Below are 16,835 nucleotides of genomic sequence, written 5' to 3'. Positions count from 1 at the left end.
CAAAAAAAGCGATATTTTTACGCATTTTTTTTCTTGTAAAAAAACCTTTTTTTTGTTAAAATGACGGCTTTAAATTGACTTATAAAGGATAAATTTTGGCAAAAGATGATGTCATAGAAATTGATGGAAATGTAATTGAAGCTTTACCTAATGCAAATTTTAAAGTCGAACTTGATAATAAACATATAATTTTATGCCACATAGCAGGTAAGATGCGTATGCACTATATCCGCATTATGCCGGGGGATAGGGTTAAGGTCGAGTTGACTCCTTATAGTCTTGATAAAGGGCGTATCACTTTTAGATATAAGTAGGAGCAAAAGCTCCTTTTACTCAAAATACTGCTTTGCGTAAGTGGCATTTTCATACAAATTTTCTTTATATTTTTCTTTTCCATAGTTTGTAATGATGTCTTGTCCCTCTTTTGAACTTAAGAATTTTACAAATTCAAGGGCTAGTTTTGAGGGTTTTTCCGTTGTCATAGCGACATAGGTGTTAATTAAAACTTTATCGTTAGAGTAAAGAATTTCTAAATTTTTTAGCTCATTTTTTGCGAGTTTATAAGTGCTAGAATCACTCATAAAATATCCCTTGGTGCTATCTGCTTTTTTAAGTGTGGCTAACATAAAGTCTTGATTTTTAACATACCATTTTCCATTAGGCTTGATGTTTGCACTTTCCCAAATGCTTAATTCTTTCTTATGCGTGCCTGAATTATCCGCTCTAGTGTAAAAAAGTGCTTGTTTTTGTGCGATTTTGCTATAAGCTTCTTTAGCACTTTTTGCGTTTTTAATGTTAGCTGGGTCGTCTTTTGGACCTAGGATATAAAATTCATTTGAGCCTATGAGGGTTCTATTAGCCGCCCAGCCCTCTTTTATGGCTTCTTTTTCTGCTTTTGGTGCATGCACCATAGCGATGTCGATTTGCTTTTCTTTTAGGAGTTTTAGAGTTGCCCCGCTTCCTGCTTTTATCCAGCAAAGTGAGCTGTTATTTTTAGCATTGAAAGCTTTGGCAAGTTCTTCTAAAAGTCCAAGCTCACCCGGACTTCCAGTGGCGAGTTTGATTTGCTCTTTTCCCTCTCCATAAATAGCCGTGCAGTCCATAGCACTAACCCCCGTAAGTGAAATAATAGCAACTAGTGCCATTTTAGATAGCATTTTCATTTTTGATCCTTGTGGTAAAGTGATTTGCTTTTTTATAAAAGTTTTGCATAATCTTAGCATAGTTTTTTTGATAGCCATTTTCTTGACTAAATTTATCGCACATTCCGCCGTAACTTCCACCACTAAACCTATAAAAAGTATGTTTTGGGATAAAAATGAGGCTTGGAATTTGTAAAATATCGCAAAGATGCACTATGCCAGTATCCACAGAGATAAGTCCATCAAGCTTTTTACAAAAAGCTACAAGGGAGGCTATGGAGTTGTTATTGATGAAAACTTTTAAATTAGCTTGTTCTCTAAGGTTAAATTGTAAGGTATTATGCGTGAAATTGACCAAAACAAACAAAATTTCAGGATATTGCTTGGCTAAATCTTCGCTTAAATTTAGCCAAGTTCTTGGTAGGGGGTTAAAGCCTATATTTTCAGTTTGATTTCCAAAAACATTAACGGCGATGATTTTGGAAAATTGCTTATTTTGATTAAAGAATTTTTCGCTTAAAGTATCATCACTGGGAAGTAAATTTTTCACTTCTTTAAAATTAATCTTAGAAAAATTCATATCATAATGCTTTTTATCTATGGCTCTTACGAGTTTTAGAGCAATTTCGCTCATATGAAGTTTAGTCCTTCGGTAAGGCAGAGGTGTGTCAAAATGATATAAAAGACTAAGAAGATGAGGCTGGGCGATAATGCGTTTAAATTGAAATTTGTGCAGTGTTTTGAAAAAATGTGAATTTCTTATATTGGTGATAAAAATATCGCTTTTTAAATTTTCAAAATCCTTACCCCCCCCCCCCCAGTATAAATTTCATCAATGAAAGGGATATTTTGAAGAAAGTTTTCATCGCTAAAGCCCTTTTGTGCTAAGATGAGTTTATCCTTTGGATAAAGGCATTTTATGGCATAAAGAGCCTTAAAGCATACGAGTAAATCGCCAAAGCCGTTTTGATGAAAAACGATGCGTCTCACTCTAAAACGACCCCTTCATTTATCACAATTTCCCCTATGATAAAGGCATCTGAGCTTTCAAGCACCTTAGAGGCATTTTGAGGGCTAACCACAAGCACCAAGCCAACGCCCATATTAAAGCTTCTATACATCTCACTTTCTTCGACTTTTTCGCCTATGCGGTAGAAAATTTCTGGAGTTTTTAAATGATGCTTTCTTATCACAGCACCCATACCACGCGGTAAAACACGCGGTAAATTTTCGACTAAGCCCCCACCCGTGATATGTGCTAAAGCATTAATATAAGGCTTTAAATTTAAAAAATCTTTCACATAAATGCGTGTAGGCTCAAGTAAGATGTCGATTAAATTTTTTCCGTCAATTTTATCGTTAAACTCCATTTTAAGGCTTTCAAAAAGCACTTTTCTTGCCAAAGAATAGCCGTTAGAATGAAGCCCCGAGCTAGGAAGTGCTAAGAGCAAATCCCCATTTTTTACATAAGATGCGCGTTCAAGCTCATATTCTTCAGCTATACCTACCGCAAAACCAGCTAAGTCAAAATCATCTTTAGCATACATTCCGGGCATTTCAGCCGTTTCACCGCCTATTAAAGCACAATTTGCCATCTTACAACCCTTAGCTATGCCCTCAACCACAGCTTTTGCGACCTCTACTTCAAGTTTTGCCGTAGCGTAATAATCAAGAAAAAATAAAGGCGTAGCAAAATTACAAATCAAATCATTTACGCACATCGCCACTAAATCCTGCCCTATGGTATCGTAGCGTTTTGCATCGATGGCTAGACGAAGTTTAGTGCCAACCCCATCAGTCGCTCCTAAAATCACAGGCTTTTCATAGCCGCTTGGCAATCTAAAAGCCCCAGCAAAAGAACCTATGCCCCCGATAACATTTTTATTAAAAGTTTCATTCACAAGGGGTTTGATAGCCTCTACAAAGGCGTTGCCATTATCTATACTTACTCCAGCATCTTCGTATGAAATCATTTATTTGCCTTTAAGAATTTAAAGGATATTTTAATGAAAAAAAGTTGCGATAAGGTATAAAATGAAAAATGCTTATTTTGTGAGTGCTAGTATTGCTTGTGGGAAAAGTTCTTTTTTGAAAATAATGAATGATATGGGTTTTGAAAGTCTTAGTGCGGACATTATTTCTAATGAAATCACACAAAAAAATGCTAAAGCTTTAGCACAAATTTTTTCTTTAAAGCTAGATGAAAATGGCAAGCTAGATAAAAAAGCTCTTGCAAATTTAGTATTTAATGACAAAAATGCTAAGGCGAAATTAGAAAGTTTTATGCACCCAAAAATTCGTAAAGAGCTTTTAAAAAAAATGCAAATTTTAGAAGAAAAGGGAAAGATTTTTTTTGTGGAAATTCCACTTTTTTTTGAAAGTGGGTTTTATAAAAATTTGGGAAAAAGCATTCTTATTTATGCCCCAAAGGATTTAAGCTTAGAAAGATTAAAACGAAGAGATAATTTAAACGATGATGAGGCATTAAAAAGAATCGAAGCACAAATGGATATAGAAAAAAAGCGTGAAATGGCGGATTTTATTATAGAAAATATCGGCTCTTATGAAGAATTTAGGCAAAATTGTGTTAAATTCATCAAAAGTCTAGAAAGGAACAAAGATGAAGTTTTTTAAATATTGTGCGAGTGGAAATGATTTTGTAATTTTTAATGCAGGCAAAAGGGCAAATCGAAGCGAACTAGCTCGAATTTTATGTAACCGCTATGAGGGCGTGGGGGCTGATGGTATGATAGTGATTTTACCACACGAAAAATATGATTTTGAATGGGAATTTTACAACAAAGACGGCTCGAGAGCCGCGATGTGTGGTAATGGCTCAAGAGCTGCTGCTCATTTTGCATATTATGTCAATGGTGTCAATCCTAAGATGAGCTTTTTAAGTGAGGTGGGGGTGATTGAGGCGAGTATTAAGAAAAATGGCGTTGAGGTTGCTTTAAGCGAGGTTAAAGATGTCAAAGAGCCTTTTGAATTTGAGGGCAAAATGTGGCAATACTGCGATACAGGAGTGCCTCATTTGGTGCATTTTTGTAAAAATGTAGAGGAATTTGACAGAAAAACCTGCCAAATTTTAAGGAAAAAATACAATGCTAATGTGAATTTCGCGCAAATTGTAAATGAAAAATTGTTAAAAGTGCGAACTTTTGAGCGGGGCGTGGAAGATGAAACCTTAGCTTGTGGAACGGGAATGGCGGCAAGTTTTTATCTAGCATATTTACAAAAAAAGATGAAAGATAAGGTTAAGGTGGTGCCAAAAAGTGGGGAGGAGCTTAGTTTTAGGTTAAAAGATGAAAAAATTTATTTTAAGGGTAAGGTGAAGTGTTGTTTTGAAGCAAATTATTATTTTTCTTAGTTTTTTTTGTATTGTTAGCTTTGCGGGTTTTGATGAGAGCTATTATGAGCTTTCAAATGAAGAAAGAAGGGCGGTTTTTTTCACAAAAATGGACTCGCTTTTAGATAAATCTTTTGCCAAGATAGCACAGGAAAGAGCTTTTGTAAAAACTTTTTTAGAAAATGGAGCAAAACAAGGTTTTAGGGAAAGCGAAGGTTTGACAAAGCTCGCGCAACTAAGGGAAAAATACCGCGTGAAAAATCTTTTTTCTTGGGAAGAGTATGATAAAAAAATCCGTCTTTTGCCTAAGTCTTTAGCGATGGCACAAGCTTTAATCGAAAGTGCAACTGCAACAAGTCGTTTTGCAAGAGAGGCAAATAATCTTTTTGGAGAATGGACTTGGGGGGAGGAGGGCATAGTGCCTGAAAATAGAGCGCCAAATTCTAAGCATAAAATTCGCATTTTTGATAGTTTAGAAGAAAGCGTGGATTCTTATTTGCTTAATTTAAATCGTCATTTTGCTTATGAGAATTTTCGCCAAAAACGCTACGAATATGCCAAGAAAGGCAAGGAATTTAACGGACTTGAGGCTGCTTTAAGCCTTCATTCTTACTCTGAGCTTGGGGGGCGTTATGTTAAAATGATAAGTCAAGTGATACAAAAATACGAGCTTATAAAGTATGATTTAAAAGCTCAAAGCCCACTTGTCAAATGGTAAAATTTCAAATTTTACGCCTTGCTCGAAAAAAGATTCTTCGCTTGAAAGTGTGATGAAAACGATGTGAAAAATTCCAAGTTCAAGTGCTTTTGGTAGAATTTTTTTCGCTCTTAATTTGATTAAATCTATATCTAAAGTGGGACTTGAGATGTAGGCGTGATTTGCCGTGTAGAAGTGGAAAAATTTATTATAAAAAAGCTTTTCTTTGCATTTAAAAAGCTCACATAAAAGCATATTTTCAAAGAGGGCATTGAAATTTTTTTGTATGCAAAGGGCATTTTTGAGGCTAAAATCTTTAAAATAAATTTTAAAAAGCCTTTTTTCTCCGTGCGTCAAAATCGTGATGATGAAGCGATTTTCTAGTTCTTTTATGCTTTTATAAACGCTATCTTTTGAGGTTTTAATTTTTTCTTTAAGAAAAAGAAAGAGTTGGTTGATGCTGATTTCTTTCCCTAAATTTAGGGCGAGATATTTTAGAATTTCAAGCTCCAAAGGCGTGTAATCTTCTTTTATGATTTTATTTTCTTCTTTTTGTCCGTTTTGCAAGAAAAGTCCTAAGAGTTGTTGTATAGGAAGATTTTTTTTGCTAATACTAATAAATTCCTCAAAATCACAAAAATCCAAATAAAGTTCTTTAAATCCTTTCAAGTTTAACGCATTATTATTTGTGCAAACGATAGTATTGATTGGGCTTTCAAAGTTTAGGTTTGTATCATTTGCATTGTAAAGGCAGAGGATTTGAATTTGTGAATTTTGCTTTAAAAATGGGGCTAAATTTTCTAAACTTTTTCTTTCAAAACGCACATCTTCAAGGTCGATAAAAAGCACTTCTTCACTTTTAAAAGAGGATAAAAAATTTAAAACAAGACTTTTTTTTCCGCTATTTTTTGCACCTTTTAAAAGAAGATTAGCTGGATAAAGCTTTAGCTTTCTTTCATAATTTGCTTCAAATTTAGGATGATTTTCATAGAAAAAATTTAAGATTTTCACGCTAGATACATTTTAGGGTATAGTAAAATTCAGCATTATCAAAGCTCGGTGGAAAGGGGACTTTGGCACTGAATTCTTTATAGGTGTTACCCGGGAGTTTATTGGCTATTTCTATGGTATAGGAAGCACTTGTATTTTTCATTGTAGCATTTTTGAGATTTTCACTCGCAAACACTTCACCGCCTACTTCTTTTTTGTTAGTAATGCTTAAATGAAGATAGCATTTTCTAATGTCGTATTTTGTGAGGTTTTGCACCCTACCGCTTACGATGAGACTTTCGTGCCTTAAATCCCTAGTGTAAGTAAGTTTAGAAAGTGAAGCTTGGGTGGTAAATTCGCTAATAGTCGTCAAAACAGAATAAATTAAAATCGCCATAAATATTGTATTAATACTATAAAGGATGAGAGCAAGTTCTTTTTGTTTAAATTTTAAGAAAATTAAAACGCAAATAAGTGCAAAACAAAGCAATAAAAGCACAAAAGCGAGGATATGAAAAAAAGTAAATTGCATTAAAAACACTCCGAACTTAAACGAAGGGTATAATTGCCTTCTTTGTCAAAATTGTCAAAGGCTATTCTTTGAAACTGGGTGCTACCTTTTTCTAAATTATTAAAACTTTTGCTTTTTTGTCTAAAGGCAATAAATTGTTTTTTAAAGCTTGAAATGAAATTGTCATTTTCGTTTGGATTTTGATAAAGCTTGGCAGTAACTTTACAGTCTTTAAAATTAAATTTAGAGGTGTTTGTGATGTTAAAATCGACTATAAAAGCACCTGAGCTTTGTATGATTCTTTGATTTTGTATGGTTGTAATTCTACTTCTTAATTCAAAATCGATAAAGCGATAACCATAAATATAAATCAAAAATGAAGCAATAATGTCTAAAGCTATGATAAACAGGGCTATGATGGGTTTATGGCTTAGAAAAATACATAAAAATAAAATGCAAGTGAAAAACAAAAATACTAGCAAAATTAGCATAAAATCTGCTAAATAAAAATGGCTAGTATAAAAAAGAATCCATTCTTTTATGTTTTCCACTTAATTTTCCTAGTTTGGGCTAACTGCAGTTTGCTTTTTAGCATCCTTAGTATCGACCCAGATATTAGGCACTGCACCACCAGGCGTTAGGAAAATTTTTGCGTCTTGATTGACCTTTAGGGCTTCATTGAAAGCCTTTTGCGTTTCGATTTGTTTTAAGTTAAGTAAAGGCGTGTTAAGGCTTTGAGCGATTTCTTTATTAGAATAAGCTTGTGCGTCCGCTTCTATCTTAACAGCTGTTGCCTTACCTTTGGCACTAATGATAGTTGCATTTGCTTCACCCTCTGCTAGTGCAGCCTTTTTAAGGGCTTCTTGGTTAGCTCTTTCGACTTCGTATTTTGTTCTTTCGGCTTCTTGCTTGGCGATTTGCACGCGTTCAATTTGCTCCTTAACTTTGGCTGGGAGTATGATTTCTCTAAGTTGCACAGCTCTAAGCTCGACAGGTTCATTTGGCTGGGCTATGATGGTTTTTCTTATGCCCTCTTCGATTTGCGTGGCTATGGCGTTACGATTGGTTGGTAATTCTTCAGCCGTGTAGCGTCCTACGACACTTCGCACAACATCACGCACAACAGGGTCGATGATTTTGTTTTCCCAGTTTAAGCTCCAAACAGCTATGGTTTGAGGCACTTGAATAGGATTTAATTGATATTGTACCGTTACATCAATAGACACAGGCAAACCACGCGAGTCAAGCACAGAAATGCTATTTTTATTAATCACGCCCGTGCCGATGCCTAAATTTTCATTTGTTCCCTCAAGTGAAGCGTAGTTGATTTGCCTCACTCTAGTATCGACCACAATAACTTTATCAATAAAAGGGAGGAAAAAATGAAGTCCGGGCTCAAGGGGATTGGGATCATATTGACCAGTGCGGGCTTTAATGCCCATTTCGCCGGAATTTATGATGACAAAAGGTTTTGCTACAATCAAAATTAACACAATAACAATAAGTGTATAAATGAGTGGGGTAAATTTACCAAAGCCTTTAAAATTAAATTCTGGAGCTTTGAAATTAAAATTTTGGCGATGATTGTTTCCGCCGTTTGAATTTCCATTTTTCTTATTAAAATAATCATTTAAATCTGCTGGCATTGTTTTCCTTATTAAATATAAGTTAGCATTGAAGCGTATTTTTCATTACGCCCATAAACTATGTCAAAATAGGCATCTTGAATTTTTCGAGTTAGTTTTCCTCGTAAGCCATCGCCTATTATCCTTGCGTCAATGTTGTTAATAGGTGTGATTTCTGCGGCTGTGCCTGTGAAAAACGCCTCATCTGCTGTATAAACCTCATCGCGTGAAATTCTTTGTCTAAGCACATCAATCCCTAAATCGTGGGCGATTTTAAGCACTGTGTCTTGCGTTATGCTTTTGAGCGAAAAATCATTTGGAGGTGTGATGATAACGCCGTTTTTAACGATGAAAAAGCATTCTCCAGTCCCCTCAGCCACAAAACCTTCTTCATCAAGCATTAAAGCCTCTTCATAGCCCGCTTCTATAGCTTCAAATTTTGCGATTTGAGAGTTAAGATAATTTGCACTTGCCTTAGCCTTACCCATACAAGATTTAACACTATTTCTAGCAAAAGAAGAAATTTTTACTTTAATCCCTTTTTCAAGCCCCTCTTCTCCAAGGTAAGCTCCCCATTCCCAAGCGGCTATCCCCACTCTTACAGGCGCTTTCATATGGTAAAGCCCCATTACCCCATCACCTAAGAAAATTAAAGGGCGTATGTAAGTGTTTTCTTTAAAAGCATTTGCTTTTAAGAGTTCAATTTGGGCATTTTCAAGTTCTTTTTGAGAAAATGGACAATTTAAAAGCGTAATTTTTGCACTTTCAAGCAATCTTTTCGTATGCTCTTCTAGTCTAAAAATCGCCAAGCCATTTTGCGTTTTATACGCCCTTGTTCCTTCAAATACAGCATTCCCATAGTGTAAAGAGTGGGTTAGGAAGTGTAAGGTCGCATCCTTAAAATCAACTAATTTTCCGTCAAGCCAAATTTTTTCTGCCTGTATCATTACTTACCTCATTTTATTTTAAAAAGCCTAATTCTAACAAAAATAGACTAACAATTAGTTTTTTGATAAAAATAAAGTAAATTTTTTATAAATTTATCCAGAGCATTTTCGTGGAAATCAAAATACAAACTAGGCTCTATCAGTTCGACTTCGTTGATAAGGGCATTACCATTTTTTTGCGGAAGTAAATCCACTCTAGCATAAAGTAAATTTGAAGCTTTAAGTGCTTTTAAAGCTTTTGTGGCTAGGTTAATGTGGGATTTGTTTGGGTTTATGAGAGGGGCTATTTTCACACCATAATTTGAATTTGCTCTCCAGTTTTTTTGCGTTTGTCTGTAGATAGCGTAATGAAATTTGCCACCAAAAAATATAAAGCAAAACTCCCCAAGCTCCTCCACACTTTCTATAAAGGGCTGAATGAGTGCACCGTGCGGGAATTCTTCTTTGCTAGGTCTTTTTTGCTCTAAAAATCGCACCCCCTTACCACTTTGCCCAACTAAAGGCTTAATGACGGCTTTTTTAAAAGAAATTTGGCTTAAATTAAAATCCTCATTTTGTCTAAAAATCACACTAGGAATAATAGGTAAATTTGCTTTTTCTAAGACTTTAAGATAGCTTTTATCCGCGTTCATTTTTAAGATGTGGTGGGGATTTAAAATAGAAATTTGTGCCTCTTTAAGTTCTTGTAAAAAGTGTAAAAAATTTGCGTATTCTAAACTATAATCCCACACCGCAAGAGGCAAAATGAGGGTATTTGGGGCTAAATTATGCACTTTAATTTCTTGCCAAGCTTGTAATTTGCAAACGAAATTTAAATTTTCTAATTTCTTCTTTAAATTCCTTAGTGCTTCATTACCCTCTTTGTAACTCTTGCAGGTGGCGATAAGTAGCATTATTTTAGCTCTTTAACATAGCTTTCAAGGCGTCCTTGATTCATCATTGCTCTTTTTTCAAGCTTAGGCACGGCATTTTTGATTTTGTCTAAATTTTGTGCTTTGCCAACTTGTATAAAGCCCAGCATATTCATCATTCTATGTGGCGGACACTCATAAAGATAAACGCCTTCTTTTTCAAATTTAAAGGTTGCTTTTTCATCAAGCTTACTTTCAAATTTAGTCGCCCCCTCAGGCACTATCACGCTTTTAGCCCAGTGGCTTTTATGCGTTGGAACGAAAGTTACACTATCTCCCACCTCGATGTGTAAGACGGCTGGTTCAAAAACCATTGCTTGATTTTTCGCGTCAATATCAAGCATTTTGACTTCATAATTTTTCGCTTCTAAACTTAGCATTAAAAGCCCTAAGAGTCCTATTTTAACAATAAATTTCATTAGATTTTCCTTTCAATTCTTTAGCGGCAGACTTAGCTAAAACGCAAGGAAGTCCCCGCTCACAATAAAAAATATCCGCATCAATGCGATAAACCTCTTTAAGCAAATCCTTATTTAACACAAGCTCAGGCTTATCTTTTGCTCTAATTTTAGCCTTGTGCAAGATGATAAGCTCATCGGCAAATTGCGAAGCAAGAGATAAGTCGTGTAAAATCACAAGGGTGAGTAAATTTTGCTCTTTTGTGTGTTTTTTGACATTTTCTAACAAAATGCACTGATGATGTAAATCAAGCGCACTCACAGGCTCGTCCAACAAGAGAATTTGTGGCTCTTTTAAAAGCACAGAGGCAAAATTTACCATTTGCCTTTGACCGCCTGAAAGTGTGTTGATGTCTCTTTGTGCTAAGTGTAAAATTCCAAGCTCTTCCATAATCTTTGCGGCTTTTTTAATTTGCGTATCGCTTAGATAAATTCCAAGCTTATCCACAAGTCCAAGTAAAACAACCTCAAGAGCGCTTAAACTTGCATCGATGTGATTGTCTTGGGGCATATAGCCTATAAGCTTTTTATTTAATTCTTTCGCGTCAAATTGTATTTTCCCATAGCTTTTAAATTCGCCAAAAATAGCCCCCAAAAGTGAGGATTTACCCGCACCATTTGCACCTAAAATGGCGTAAATTTTACCTCTTTCAAGCTTGAGATTGATTTTATCCACGACACATAAATCTTTACGATGCACACTGAAATTTTCAAGCTCTAGCATAGTTTTTCCTTGAAAAAATTATCCAAAAGAAAAAAGGAACACCAATTAAAGAAGTGATGATTCCAACGGGAAATAGCGCACCCGGTATGATAACCTTAGATAAAACAGAAGCGATGGATAAAAATGCCGCCCCCACAAACATCGCACTAGGCAAGAAAAACCTCTGGTCCTCTCCTACGAGCATTCTTGCAATATGCGGTGCAACAAGCCCTATAAAGCCTATAACACCTACAAAAGAAATGGCGGTCGCTGTCATAATGGAAACTAAAACGAGGGTTTTAAAGCGTAAAAGATTTAAATTTATCCCCATACTTTTAGCCCTTGCTTCCCCTAATTTAAGCGCGGTTAAAGCCCAAGAATCGCGAAGTAAGAATAAGACGCAAATGAGAGTTACTACGCTGACTATGGGTAAATTTGTCCAATTTGATTTTAGCAAAGAGCCAAAAAGCCAAAAAAGAATTTGTTGTGAAATTTCAGGTGCACTTAAATACTGCACTAAAGATAAAGAAGACTGAAATAAAAACAACAAAGAAATTCCTACCAAAACAAGCATAGCCGAGTCAAATCGTTTAAAACTTGCAAAGCCAAAAAGCACGGATGCTGCTAACATCGTCATTAAAAATGCTCCTATGGGAACAGCTGTGATAAGGGGCAAATCAAAACTTCCAAAAGCTATCACTAAAGACGCTCCAAAACCACTCGCTGCAGCAAGTCCTAGCGTGTAAGGGCTTGCCATAGGATTGTTAAGTAGGGTTTGAATTTCAGCCCCACCAATGCCAAGAGCCGCCCCAACAACTAAAGCCATCAAAGCCATAGGAAGTCTTAAAACATACACTATGCTTAAGATTGTCGGCTCGACTTCCTTATCTAAAATCGGTGCTAAAAGTGCGTTTAAAACCTCTTTTGGCGCAAGAAGTGAGGGACCTGTGGCAATGTCAAAAATCAAAGAGACAAAAGCCACACCCGTAAAAGCAAGTATGATAAATAGGCGCTTTAACTCCCTTTTTCTATGTGCTTTTAAGCTTTCCTCTATCATTTTGCTTGTATCCCAAAGGTCCCTTGTGGGATGATAGGGAGATAAGATTTGTGAAAATAGATATAGGTTTTAATCGGGTCAATATCTTCAAATAAGCTTGGATACAAGGCTTTAGCGATGTATTGTATCATTGCGGCATCGGCTAGGGTTCTTGAAGCTCCCATATAAAGCCCATAAAGTCTATTGTCTTTTATCGCAGGAAGCTCACTCCAACCCGGTCTATTTTTATAAGCATTTAGTCTTCTTAAAGCTTCTTTTTCTTCTATGTTAAAGCCCATTACCATCGCTTCTTTGTTTTTCTTTAGCTCCGTTTCGCGTCCCGCTATCATTATGACATCAGGTTTTGAGACGAGAATTTGCTCAGGATTAATGGGTGCCCATTGCTTCACAAAAGGGGCTGCGATGTTTTCGCCTCCAGCTAAATCAATAAGACTCCCCCACATATCTTTTCCATAAGTAAAACCAGCTTCATTTGGACCTTTGTTGCCAAATTCTATATAAATTTTTGGTTTAGGGAGTTTGGCTTTTTCTATCCTACTCGCGACTTCTTTGGCAGTGTTTTTATAAAAGCTTATAAGCTCTTTAGCTTTTTCTTCTTTTCCTGTGATTAGCCCTAAAAGCTCCGTGCTTTTTGCGTGAAGTTCAACCTTTTCTTTATTATAATCTAGCACGATAATGGGGATATTTGCCTCGATAATAGGCTCTAAGTCAAATTCTAAGACTTGATACTGCCAAGCTGCTAAGATAAGTAAATCAGGCTTTAAAGAAAGCACTTTCTCCACAGAAAAAGTCCCCACTTCAACTTCACCAAAATCCTCCAAAGAATTTAACCTAGGCAAGGCTTTGCTATAAACTTCCCAACTAGCAGGTGTCCAGTCCGTCCAAACTGCTTTAGAAAAGCCTACCACTTTATCTAAAGATTCTACTCCTCCAACGGCTAAAAAGTCCGTGTAGTAAAAGCCTAAAGCGATGCGTTTAGCGGGTAAATTGACCTTAACTTCTCTATCTAAAACATCTTTAAGCACAATTTCTTTAGAAAAACTCAAAGAGGATACAAGCATTAAAAATAATGCAACTTTGAAAATTTTTCGCATTTTTTCTCCTTTATAAAAATGATAAAAGATTTCATTTTAAAAATAAAAACGCATTTTATTTTTAAAAAGCTTATAAATTAATAAATTTTTTAATAGTTATTATCATTATTTAAAGTAGAAAATTTTTTAAGGTAAATTTAAAAAGCATTGTAAATTTAATGTTAAAATTTGACAAATTTCAAGGAGTTGAGAATGCCTATAGTTAATATTAAACTTGCTAAACCTACTTTAAGTAAAGAGGAAAAAGCCCAGCTCATCACCGATATAACCGAGCTTTTAAGCACGAAATATAATAAAACTAAAGAAAGAGTTGTGGTGATGATAGAGGACATTGAGCCTTATGATATAGGTTTTGGTGGTAAAAGTGTGGAGCAAATTAAGACTAGGGGCTAAATCGCGGTAGCGTTATCAAATCCACTTTAATTTTAAATCAATTTCACAAGGAAACAAAATGTTAAAAATAGGAGAAAAAGCCCCAGAATTCGAGCTTTTAAATCAAGATGGCATTAGCGTGGCTTTAAGGGATTTTTTGGGTAAAAAAGTGATTTTGTATTTTTATCCTAAGGATAATACTCCGGGCTGCACTACCCAGGCTTGCGATTTTACGCAAAATTATGAAGCTTTTGAAAATAAAAACGCTGTGATTATCGGCGTGAGTCCCGATAGCGTGAAAAGCCATCAAAATTTCATCGCTAAATTTAATCTAAAGCATATTTTACTAAGTGATAGTCAAAAAGAGGTCTGCAAATTTTACGGGGCGTGGGGGCTTAAGAAAAACTACGGCAAGGAATACGAGGGGCTAATCCGCTCTACTTTTGTCATTGACGAAGAGGGGAAGATCGCTCAAATTTATAGCCCTGTGAGTGTGAAAGAACACGCTTTAAAAGTGCTTGAGAGCCTTTAATGCTTGTTCATATTTGTTGCAGCGTGGATAGTCATTATTTCTTGCAGGAATTGCAAAAAGCCTATCCTAAGGAAAAGTTAGTGGGCTTTTTTTACGACCCAAATATCCACCCTTATAGCGAGTATGAATTGCGTTTTTTAGATGTGAAGCGAAGCTGTGAGAATTTAGGCATCAAGCTTTACAAGGGTGCGTATGAGTATGAAAAATGGCTTAATGCTGTAAAGGGCTATGAAAATGAGCCTGAAAAGGGAGCAAGGTGTGAAATTTGCTTTAATTTTAGAATGGGAGGAAGCGTAGAATTTGCTAAAAAACTAGGTGAAAAAAGGCTCACTACCACTCTTTTAACCAGTCCAAAAAAAGATTTAGAGCAGCTTAAAAATGCTTTGCAAAAAGAATGTGAGCCGTGGGGGATAGAATTTTTAGCTCCTGATTTTCGTAAAAATGGTGGCACACAAAGGCAGTTCGCTTTGGCTAAAGAGGCGATGCTTTATCATCAAAATTATTGTGGTTGCATCTATGGGCTTTCTAAGCAAAAGCAAAATAAGCCTTTCATTGACGAGCTGATGAGTCCCGTAAATCATCAAGTTTTACCTGCTAGTATTGAGGCAAGAATCGCACTTTATAAAAGGGTCAAAAATTTGGAAAAAAAAGGCGTGAAATTCAAACTTGAAAGGGAGAAATTTTTAAATTACCGCCTTTTAAGCGGACTGTTAAAAAGAGATAAAAAAGTGGTGAAAAGCTATATTTTGTTTTATTCTCATTTTAAAAACGCCCTTAGTAAATTCCGCCTTGATGAAGAGTTGCGGGGCGAATTTAAAAGCGTTAAAGATGAAATTTGTTTTTGGGATTTTGCGTATTTTAATCACAAATGTCAAAATAAATTCAAAAATTTCGAGGATTTTTTAACGCGTCCTTTGAGTGTGAAAAAGGAAATTGCTTTGAGACAAAAGGCTTTTGGAGAGTATAATCTCTCACCCATTATCATCGTAGAAAAATTATCCGCTGGGACTTACGAGCTAGTGGCAAGAAGTGAAATTTATTATGACACAAGAGAAAAAATTATGACAAAGGGATTTTGATGAAAAAAATTGTGCTATTTTTGTTTATGGCTTTGGAACTTATGGCTGGGGATTATATTAAAAAATATGGCTTTGAATTTGGGGATAATGCTTATCATTTAGCAGAACTTAAAGATGGGCAAAAGGGTGCGGTGTGTTTAGGAAAAATTTGTGAACTTAACTTGCTTTATGCTGAAGGGAATCGAACTTTTACCGGCTTTCATAATGGCGAGAATAATGAGGCGACTAATGTTTATGAAAATAATCTTTTCTTTTTGCCTGATGTTAAGCTTATTTTGGGAAGTTTAGAAAGAAAAAATTTAAATGAGGATTTAAATTCAAGCACTACAAAAGAGGCTTTTGATAAACTTTTGCAGGATAAAAAGGTTTTTTTAGAAAATGAAGAATTAAATTATTATGGTAATGAAGTGAGTCAAGAGCTAAACATCACAAAGCTTACTAAGGATAGAATTTTCTTTCGTAAATTTGTAGATTATTCTTATAGTGGTGCGGCTCATCCTAGCTTTTACACCAGTGGCTTTTCTCTTGATACAAAGACAATGGAACTTAAAACTTATATTTTAAGTGATGTGATAGAAGATAGCGAGGAATTTAGAAAATTTATTACTGAAATTCTAAGAGAGTATTTGAGTAAAAATAAAGAATATTGGGCGGATTGGGATAAGAGGAATTATTTTAGCGAAGATAAATTTGGCTTTAATCTTTTAAAGCAAGAGGTTGTTTTTATGGAAAATGGGCTTTATATTAATTTACGCTATTTGCTCAGCGAAGCGGGTAGAAATTTAGATTTCTTCGAAGTGCCATATGAAGAGTTAAAAACTTTTGCTAAGGGAGATTTAAAGCAAATTTTGGAGAAATAAACGAGCTTTTTATTTTTCGTTATATTTTTTTATGTAAAATGCGATTTAAAATTTTGAGGGCTTGTTAATGATAGATGTAATGCAGATTCAAGAAATTTTACCACACCGTTATCCTTTTTTACTCGTTGATAAAATCACGGAATTAAAAATCGGCGAAGTGGTGAAAGGCTATAAAAATATTAGCATTAGTGATTATGTATTTATGGGGCATTTTCCCGGACATCCTATTTACCCAGGAGTGCTTATTTTAGAGGGTATGGCGCAAACTGGGGGTGTTTTGGCTTTTGAAAGTATGGATGATAAGGTTAATCCTAAGGAAAAAGTGGTTTATTTTACAGGGATTGATGGGGCGAAATTTAGAAATCCTGTGCGTCCGGGCGATAGACTTGATTATGAAATGCGTGTTGTGAAAAATCGCGGTGCATTGTGGATTTTTGAGGGTAAAGCTTTTGTTGAGGGAAATTTGGTCGCAGAAGCCGAGCTTAAAGCGATGATAGTGGATAAGTGA

At 35.4% G+C, this 16,835-nt stretch carries 23 protein-coding genes; 9 read left to right on the top strand and 14 right to left on the bottom strand.

The features are described 5' to 3' along the window. Window positions 1-95 precede the first annotated feature (95 nt). Window positions 96-314 carry a translation initiation factor IF-1 gene (infA, locus tag CHELV3228_RS08365; RefSeq protein WP_004275892.1) on the top strand — a complete coding sequence of 73 codons (219 nt, stop codon included), beginning with the start codon at window positions 96-98 and terminating at the stop codon, window positions 312-314. A gap of 15 nt (window positions 315-329) precedes the next feature. On the opposite strand, the gene CHELV3228_RS08360 is transcribed toward infA, so the two are convergent. The 4 genes from CHELV3228_RS08360 to purM all read right to left on the bottom strand — a co-directional run bounded on the left by CHELV3228_RS08360 (window position 330) and on the right by purM (window position 3,115). After that, a complete protein-coding gene (locus CHELV3228_RS08360; protein ID WP_234981017.1) occupies window positions 330-1,163 on the bottom strand; it encodes an ABC transporter substrate-binding protein in 834 nt (277 codons plus the stop codon). After that, window positions 1,147-1,776, bottom strand: coding sequence for a hypothetical protein (locus tag CHELV3228_RS10320; RefSeq protein WP_167562807.1), 630 nt, complete (start codon window positions 1,774-1,776; stop codon window positions 1,147-1,149). Before CHELV3228_RS10320 ends, CHELV3228_RS08360 begins: the two co-directional genes overlap by 17 nt. Before the next feature lie 152 nt (window positions 1,777-1,928). Continuing rightward, window positions 1,929-2,132, bottom strand: coding sequence for a hypothetical protein (locus tag CHELV3228_RS10315; RefSeq protein ID WP_131937505.1), 204 nt, complete (start codon window positions 2,130-2,132; stop codon window positions 1,929-1,931). Next, a complete protein-coding gene (gene purM / locus CHELV3228_RS08350) occupies window positions 2,129-3,115 on the bottom strand; it encodes a phosphoribosylformylglycinamidine cyclo-ligase (protein ID WP_082200551.1) in 987 nt (328 codons plus the stop codon). The genes CHELV3228_RS10315 and purM overlap by 4 nt, the downstream gene beginning before the upstream one ends. Window positions 3,116-3,176: 61 nt before the next feature. Here purM and coaE point away from each other — a divergent pair, with 61 nt between their 5' ends. From coaE to CHELV3228_RS08335, 3 genes are read left to right on the top strand one after another with little or no spacing between them, the layout of a single operon-like run. After that, entirely contained in the window at window positions 3,177-3,776 is a 600-nt protein-coding gene (gene coaE / locus CHELV3228_RS08345; RefSeq protein ID WP_082200550.1) for a dephospho-CoA kinase, read from the top strand. After that, window positions 3,763-4,512: a diaminopimelate epimerase gene (gene dapF, locus CHELV3228_RS08340; RefSeq protein WP_082200549.1), complete on the top strand. Its 750-nt coding sequence runs from the start codon at window positions 3,763-3,765 to the stop codon at window positions 4,510-4,512. Before coaE ends, dapF begins: the two co-directional genes overlap by 14 nt. Continuing rightward, on the top strand, window positions 4,487-5,209 hold the full coding sequence (locus CHELV3228_RS08335) for a glucosaminidase domain-containing protein (RefSeq protein ID WP_082200548.1): 723 nt from the start codon (window positions 4,487-4,489) through the stop codon (window positions 5,207-5,209). Before dapF ends, CHELV3228_RS08335 begins: the two co-directional genes overlap by 26 nt. Here the strand turns inward: CHELV3228_RS08335 and CHELV3228_RS08330 are convergent. Genes CHELV3228_RS08330 through CHELV3228_RS08285 form a run of 10 tightly spaced genes read right to left on the bottom strand, consistent with a single transcriptional unit; the run spans window position 5,177 to window position 13,484 of the window. Next, window positions 5,177-6,199: an ATP-binding protein gene (locus CHELV3228_RS08330; RefSeq protein ID WP_082200547.1), complete on the bottom strand. Its 1,023-nt coding sequence runs from the start codon at window positions 6,197-6,199 to the stop codon at window positions 5,177-5,179. The genes CHELV3228_RS08335 and CHELV3228_RS08330 overlap by 33 nt on opposite strands. Before the next feature lies 1 nt (window position 6,200). Beyond that, window positions 6,201-6,710 carry a DUF2393 family protein gene (locus CHELV3228_RS08325; protein ID WP_082200786.1) on the bottom strand — a complete coding sequence of 170 codons (510 nt, stop codon included), beginning with the start codon at window positions 6,708-6,710 and terminating at the stop codon, window positions 6,201-6,203. Continuing rightward, window positions 6,710-7,240 (bottom strand): DUF2393 family protein, encoded by a 531-nt coding sequence (locus CHELV3228_RS08320; RefSeq protein WP_039882924.1) that lies wholly within the window; start codon window positions 7,238-7,240, stop codon window positions 6,710-6,712. Before CHELV3228_RS08320 ends, CHELV3228_RS08325 begins: the two co-directional genes overlap by 1 nt. 9 nt (window positions 7,241-7,249) lie before the next feature. Beyond that, window positions 7,250-8,335 (bottom strand): prohibitin family protein, encoded by a 1,086-nt coding sequence (locus CHELV3228_RS08315; RefSeq protein WP_082200546.1) that lies wholly within the window; start codon window positions 8,333-8,335, stop codon window positions 7,250-7,252. Window positions 8,336-8,346: 11 nt separating this feature from the next. Beyond that, entirely contained in the window at window positions 8,347-9,261 is a 915-nt protein-coding gene (ilvE, locus tag CHELV3228_RS08310; protein WP_082200545.1) for a branched-chain-amino-acid transaminase, read from the bottom strand. Between the two features lie 47 nt (window positions 9,262-9,308). Continuing rightward, a complete protein-coding gene (locus CHELV3228_RS08305) occupies window positions 9,309-10,154 on the bottom strand; it encodes an ATP-grasp domain-containing protein (protein ID WP_082200544.1) in 846 nt (281 codons plus the stop codon). Beyond that, window positions 10,154-10,591, bottom strand: a complete 438-nt coding sequence (locus tag CHELV3228_RS08300; RefSeq protein ID WP_082200543.1) for a pseudoazurin — start codon at window positions 10,589-10,591, stop codon at window positions 10,154-10,156. Before CHELV3228_RS08300 ends, CHELV3228_RS08305 begins: the two co-directional genes overlap by 1 nt. Then, the gene (locus CHELV3228_RS08295) at window positions 10,575-11,354 is read right to left on the bottom strand and encodes an ABC transporter ATP-binding protein (protein WP_082200542.1); all 780 of its coding nucleotides are present in this window, start codon (window positions 11,352-11,354) and stop codon (window positions 10,575-10,577) included. Before CHELV3228_RS08295 ends, CHELV3228_RS08300 begins: the two co-directional genes overlap by 17 nt. Next, complete coding sequence (locus CHELV3228_RS08290; protein WP_082200541.1) at window positions 11,341-12,390, bottom strand: FecCD family ABC transporter permease; 1,050 nt, start codon at window positions 12,388-12,390, stop codon at window positions 11,341-11,343. Before CHELV3228_RS08290 ends, CHELV3228_RS08295 begins: the two co-directional genes overlap by 14 nt. After that, window positions 12,387-13,484, bottom strand: a complete 1,098-nt coding sequence (locus tag CHELV3228_RS08285; protein ID WP_082200540.1) for an ABC transporter substrate-binding protein — start codon at window positions 13,482-13,484, stop codon at window positions 12,387-12,389. The genes CHELV3228_RS08290 and CHELV3228_RS08285 overlap by 4 nt, the downstream gene beginning before the upstream one ends. Before the next feature lie 192 nt (window positions 13,485-13,676). On the opposite strand from CHELV3228_RS08285, the gene CHELV3228_RS08280 reads away from it, so the two are divergent. The 5 genes from CHELV3228_RS08280 (at window position 13,677) to fabZ (ending at window position 16,835) form a co-directional block, all read left to right on the top strand. Then, a complete protein-coding gene (locus CHELV3228_RS08280) occupies window positions 13,677-13,877 on the top strand; it encodes a tautomerase family protein (protein WP_082200539.1) in 201 nt (66 codons plus the stop codon). Between the two features lie 58 nt (window positions 13,878-13,935). Further along, window positions 13,936-14,388: a thioredoxin-dependent thiol peroxidase gene (gene bcp / locus CHELV3228_RS08275; RefSeq protein WP_082200538.1), complete on the top strand. Its 453-nt coding sequence runs from the start codon at window positions 13,936-13,938 to the stop codon at window positions 14,386-14,388. Further along, the gene (locus CHELV3228_RS08270; protein ID WP_082200537.1) at window positions 14,388-15,467 is read left to right on the top strand and encodes an epoxyqueuosine reductase QueH; all 1,080 of its coding nucleotides are present in this window, start codon (window positions 14,388-14,390) and stop codon (window positions 15,465-15,467) included. The genes bcp and CHELV3228_RS08270 overlap by 1 nt, the downstream gene beginning before the upstream one ends. After that, window positions 15,467-16,327 (top strand): hypothetical protein, encoded by an 861-nt coding sequence (locus CHELV3228_RS08265; RefSeq protein ID WP_082200536.1) that lies wholly within the window; start codon window positions 15,467-15,469, stop codon window positions 16,325-16,327. The genes CHELV3228_RS08270 and CHELV3228_RS08265 overlap by 1 nt, the downstream gene beginning before the upstream one ends. Window positions 16,328-16,394: 67 nt before the next feature. Further along, the gene (fabZ, locus tag CHELV3228_RS08260; RefSeq protein ID WP_082200535.1) at window positions 16,395-16,835 is read left to right on the top strand and encodes a 3-hydroxyacyl-ACP dehydratase FabZ; all 441 of its coding nucleotides are present in this window, start codon (window positions 16,395-16,397) and stop codon (window positions 16,833-16,835) included.

This window comes from Campylobacter helveticus, assembly GCF_002080395.1.
GTDB lineage: Bacteria > Campylobacterota > Campylobacteria > Campylobacterales > Campylobacteraceae > Campylobacter_D > Campylobacter_D helveticus.
The sequence above is the reverse complement of the archived record's forward strand: the minus strand, read 5'-3'. Positions and strand labels throughout refer to the sequence as shown.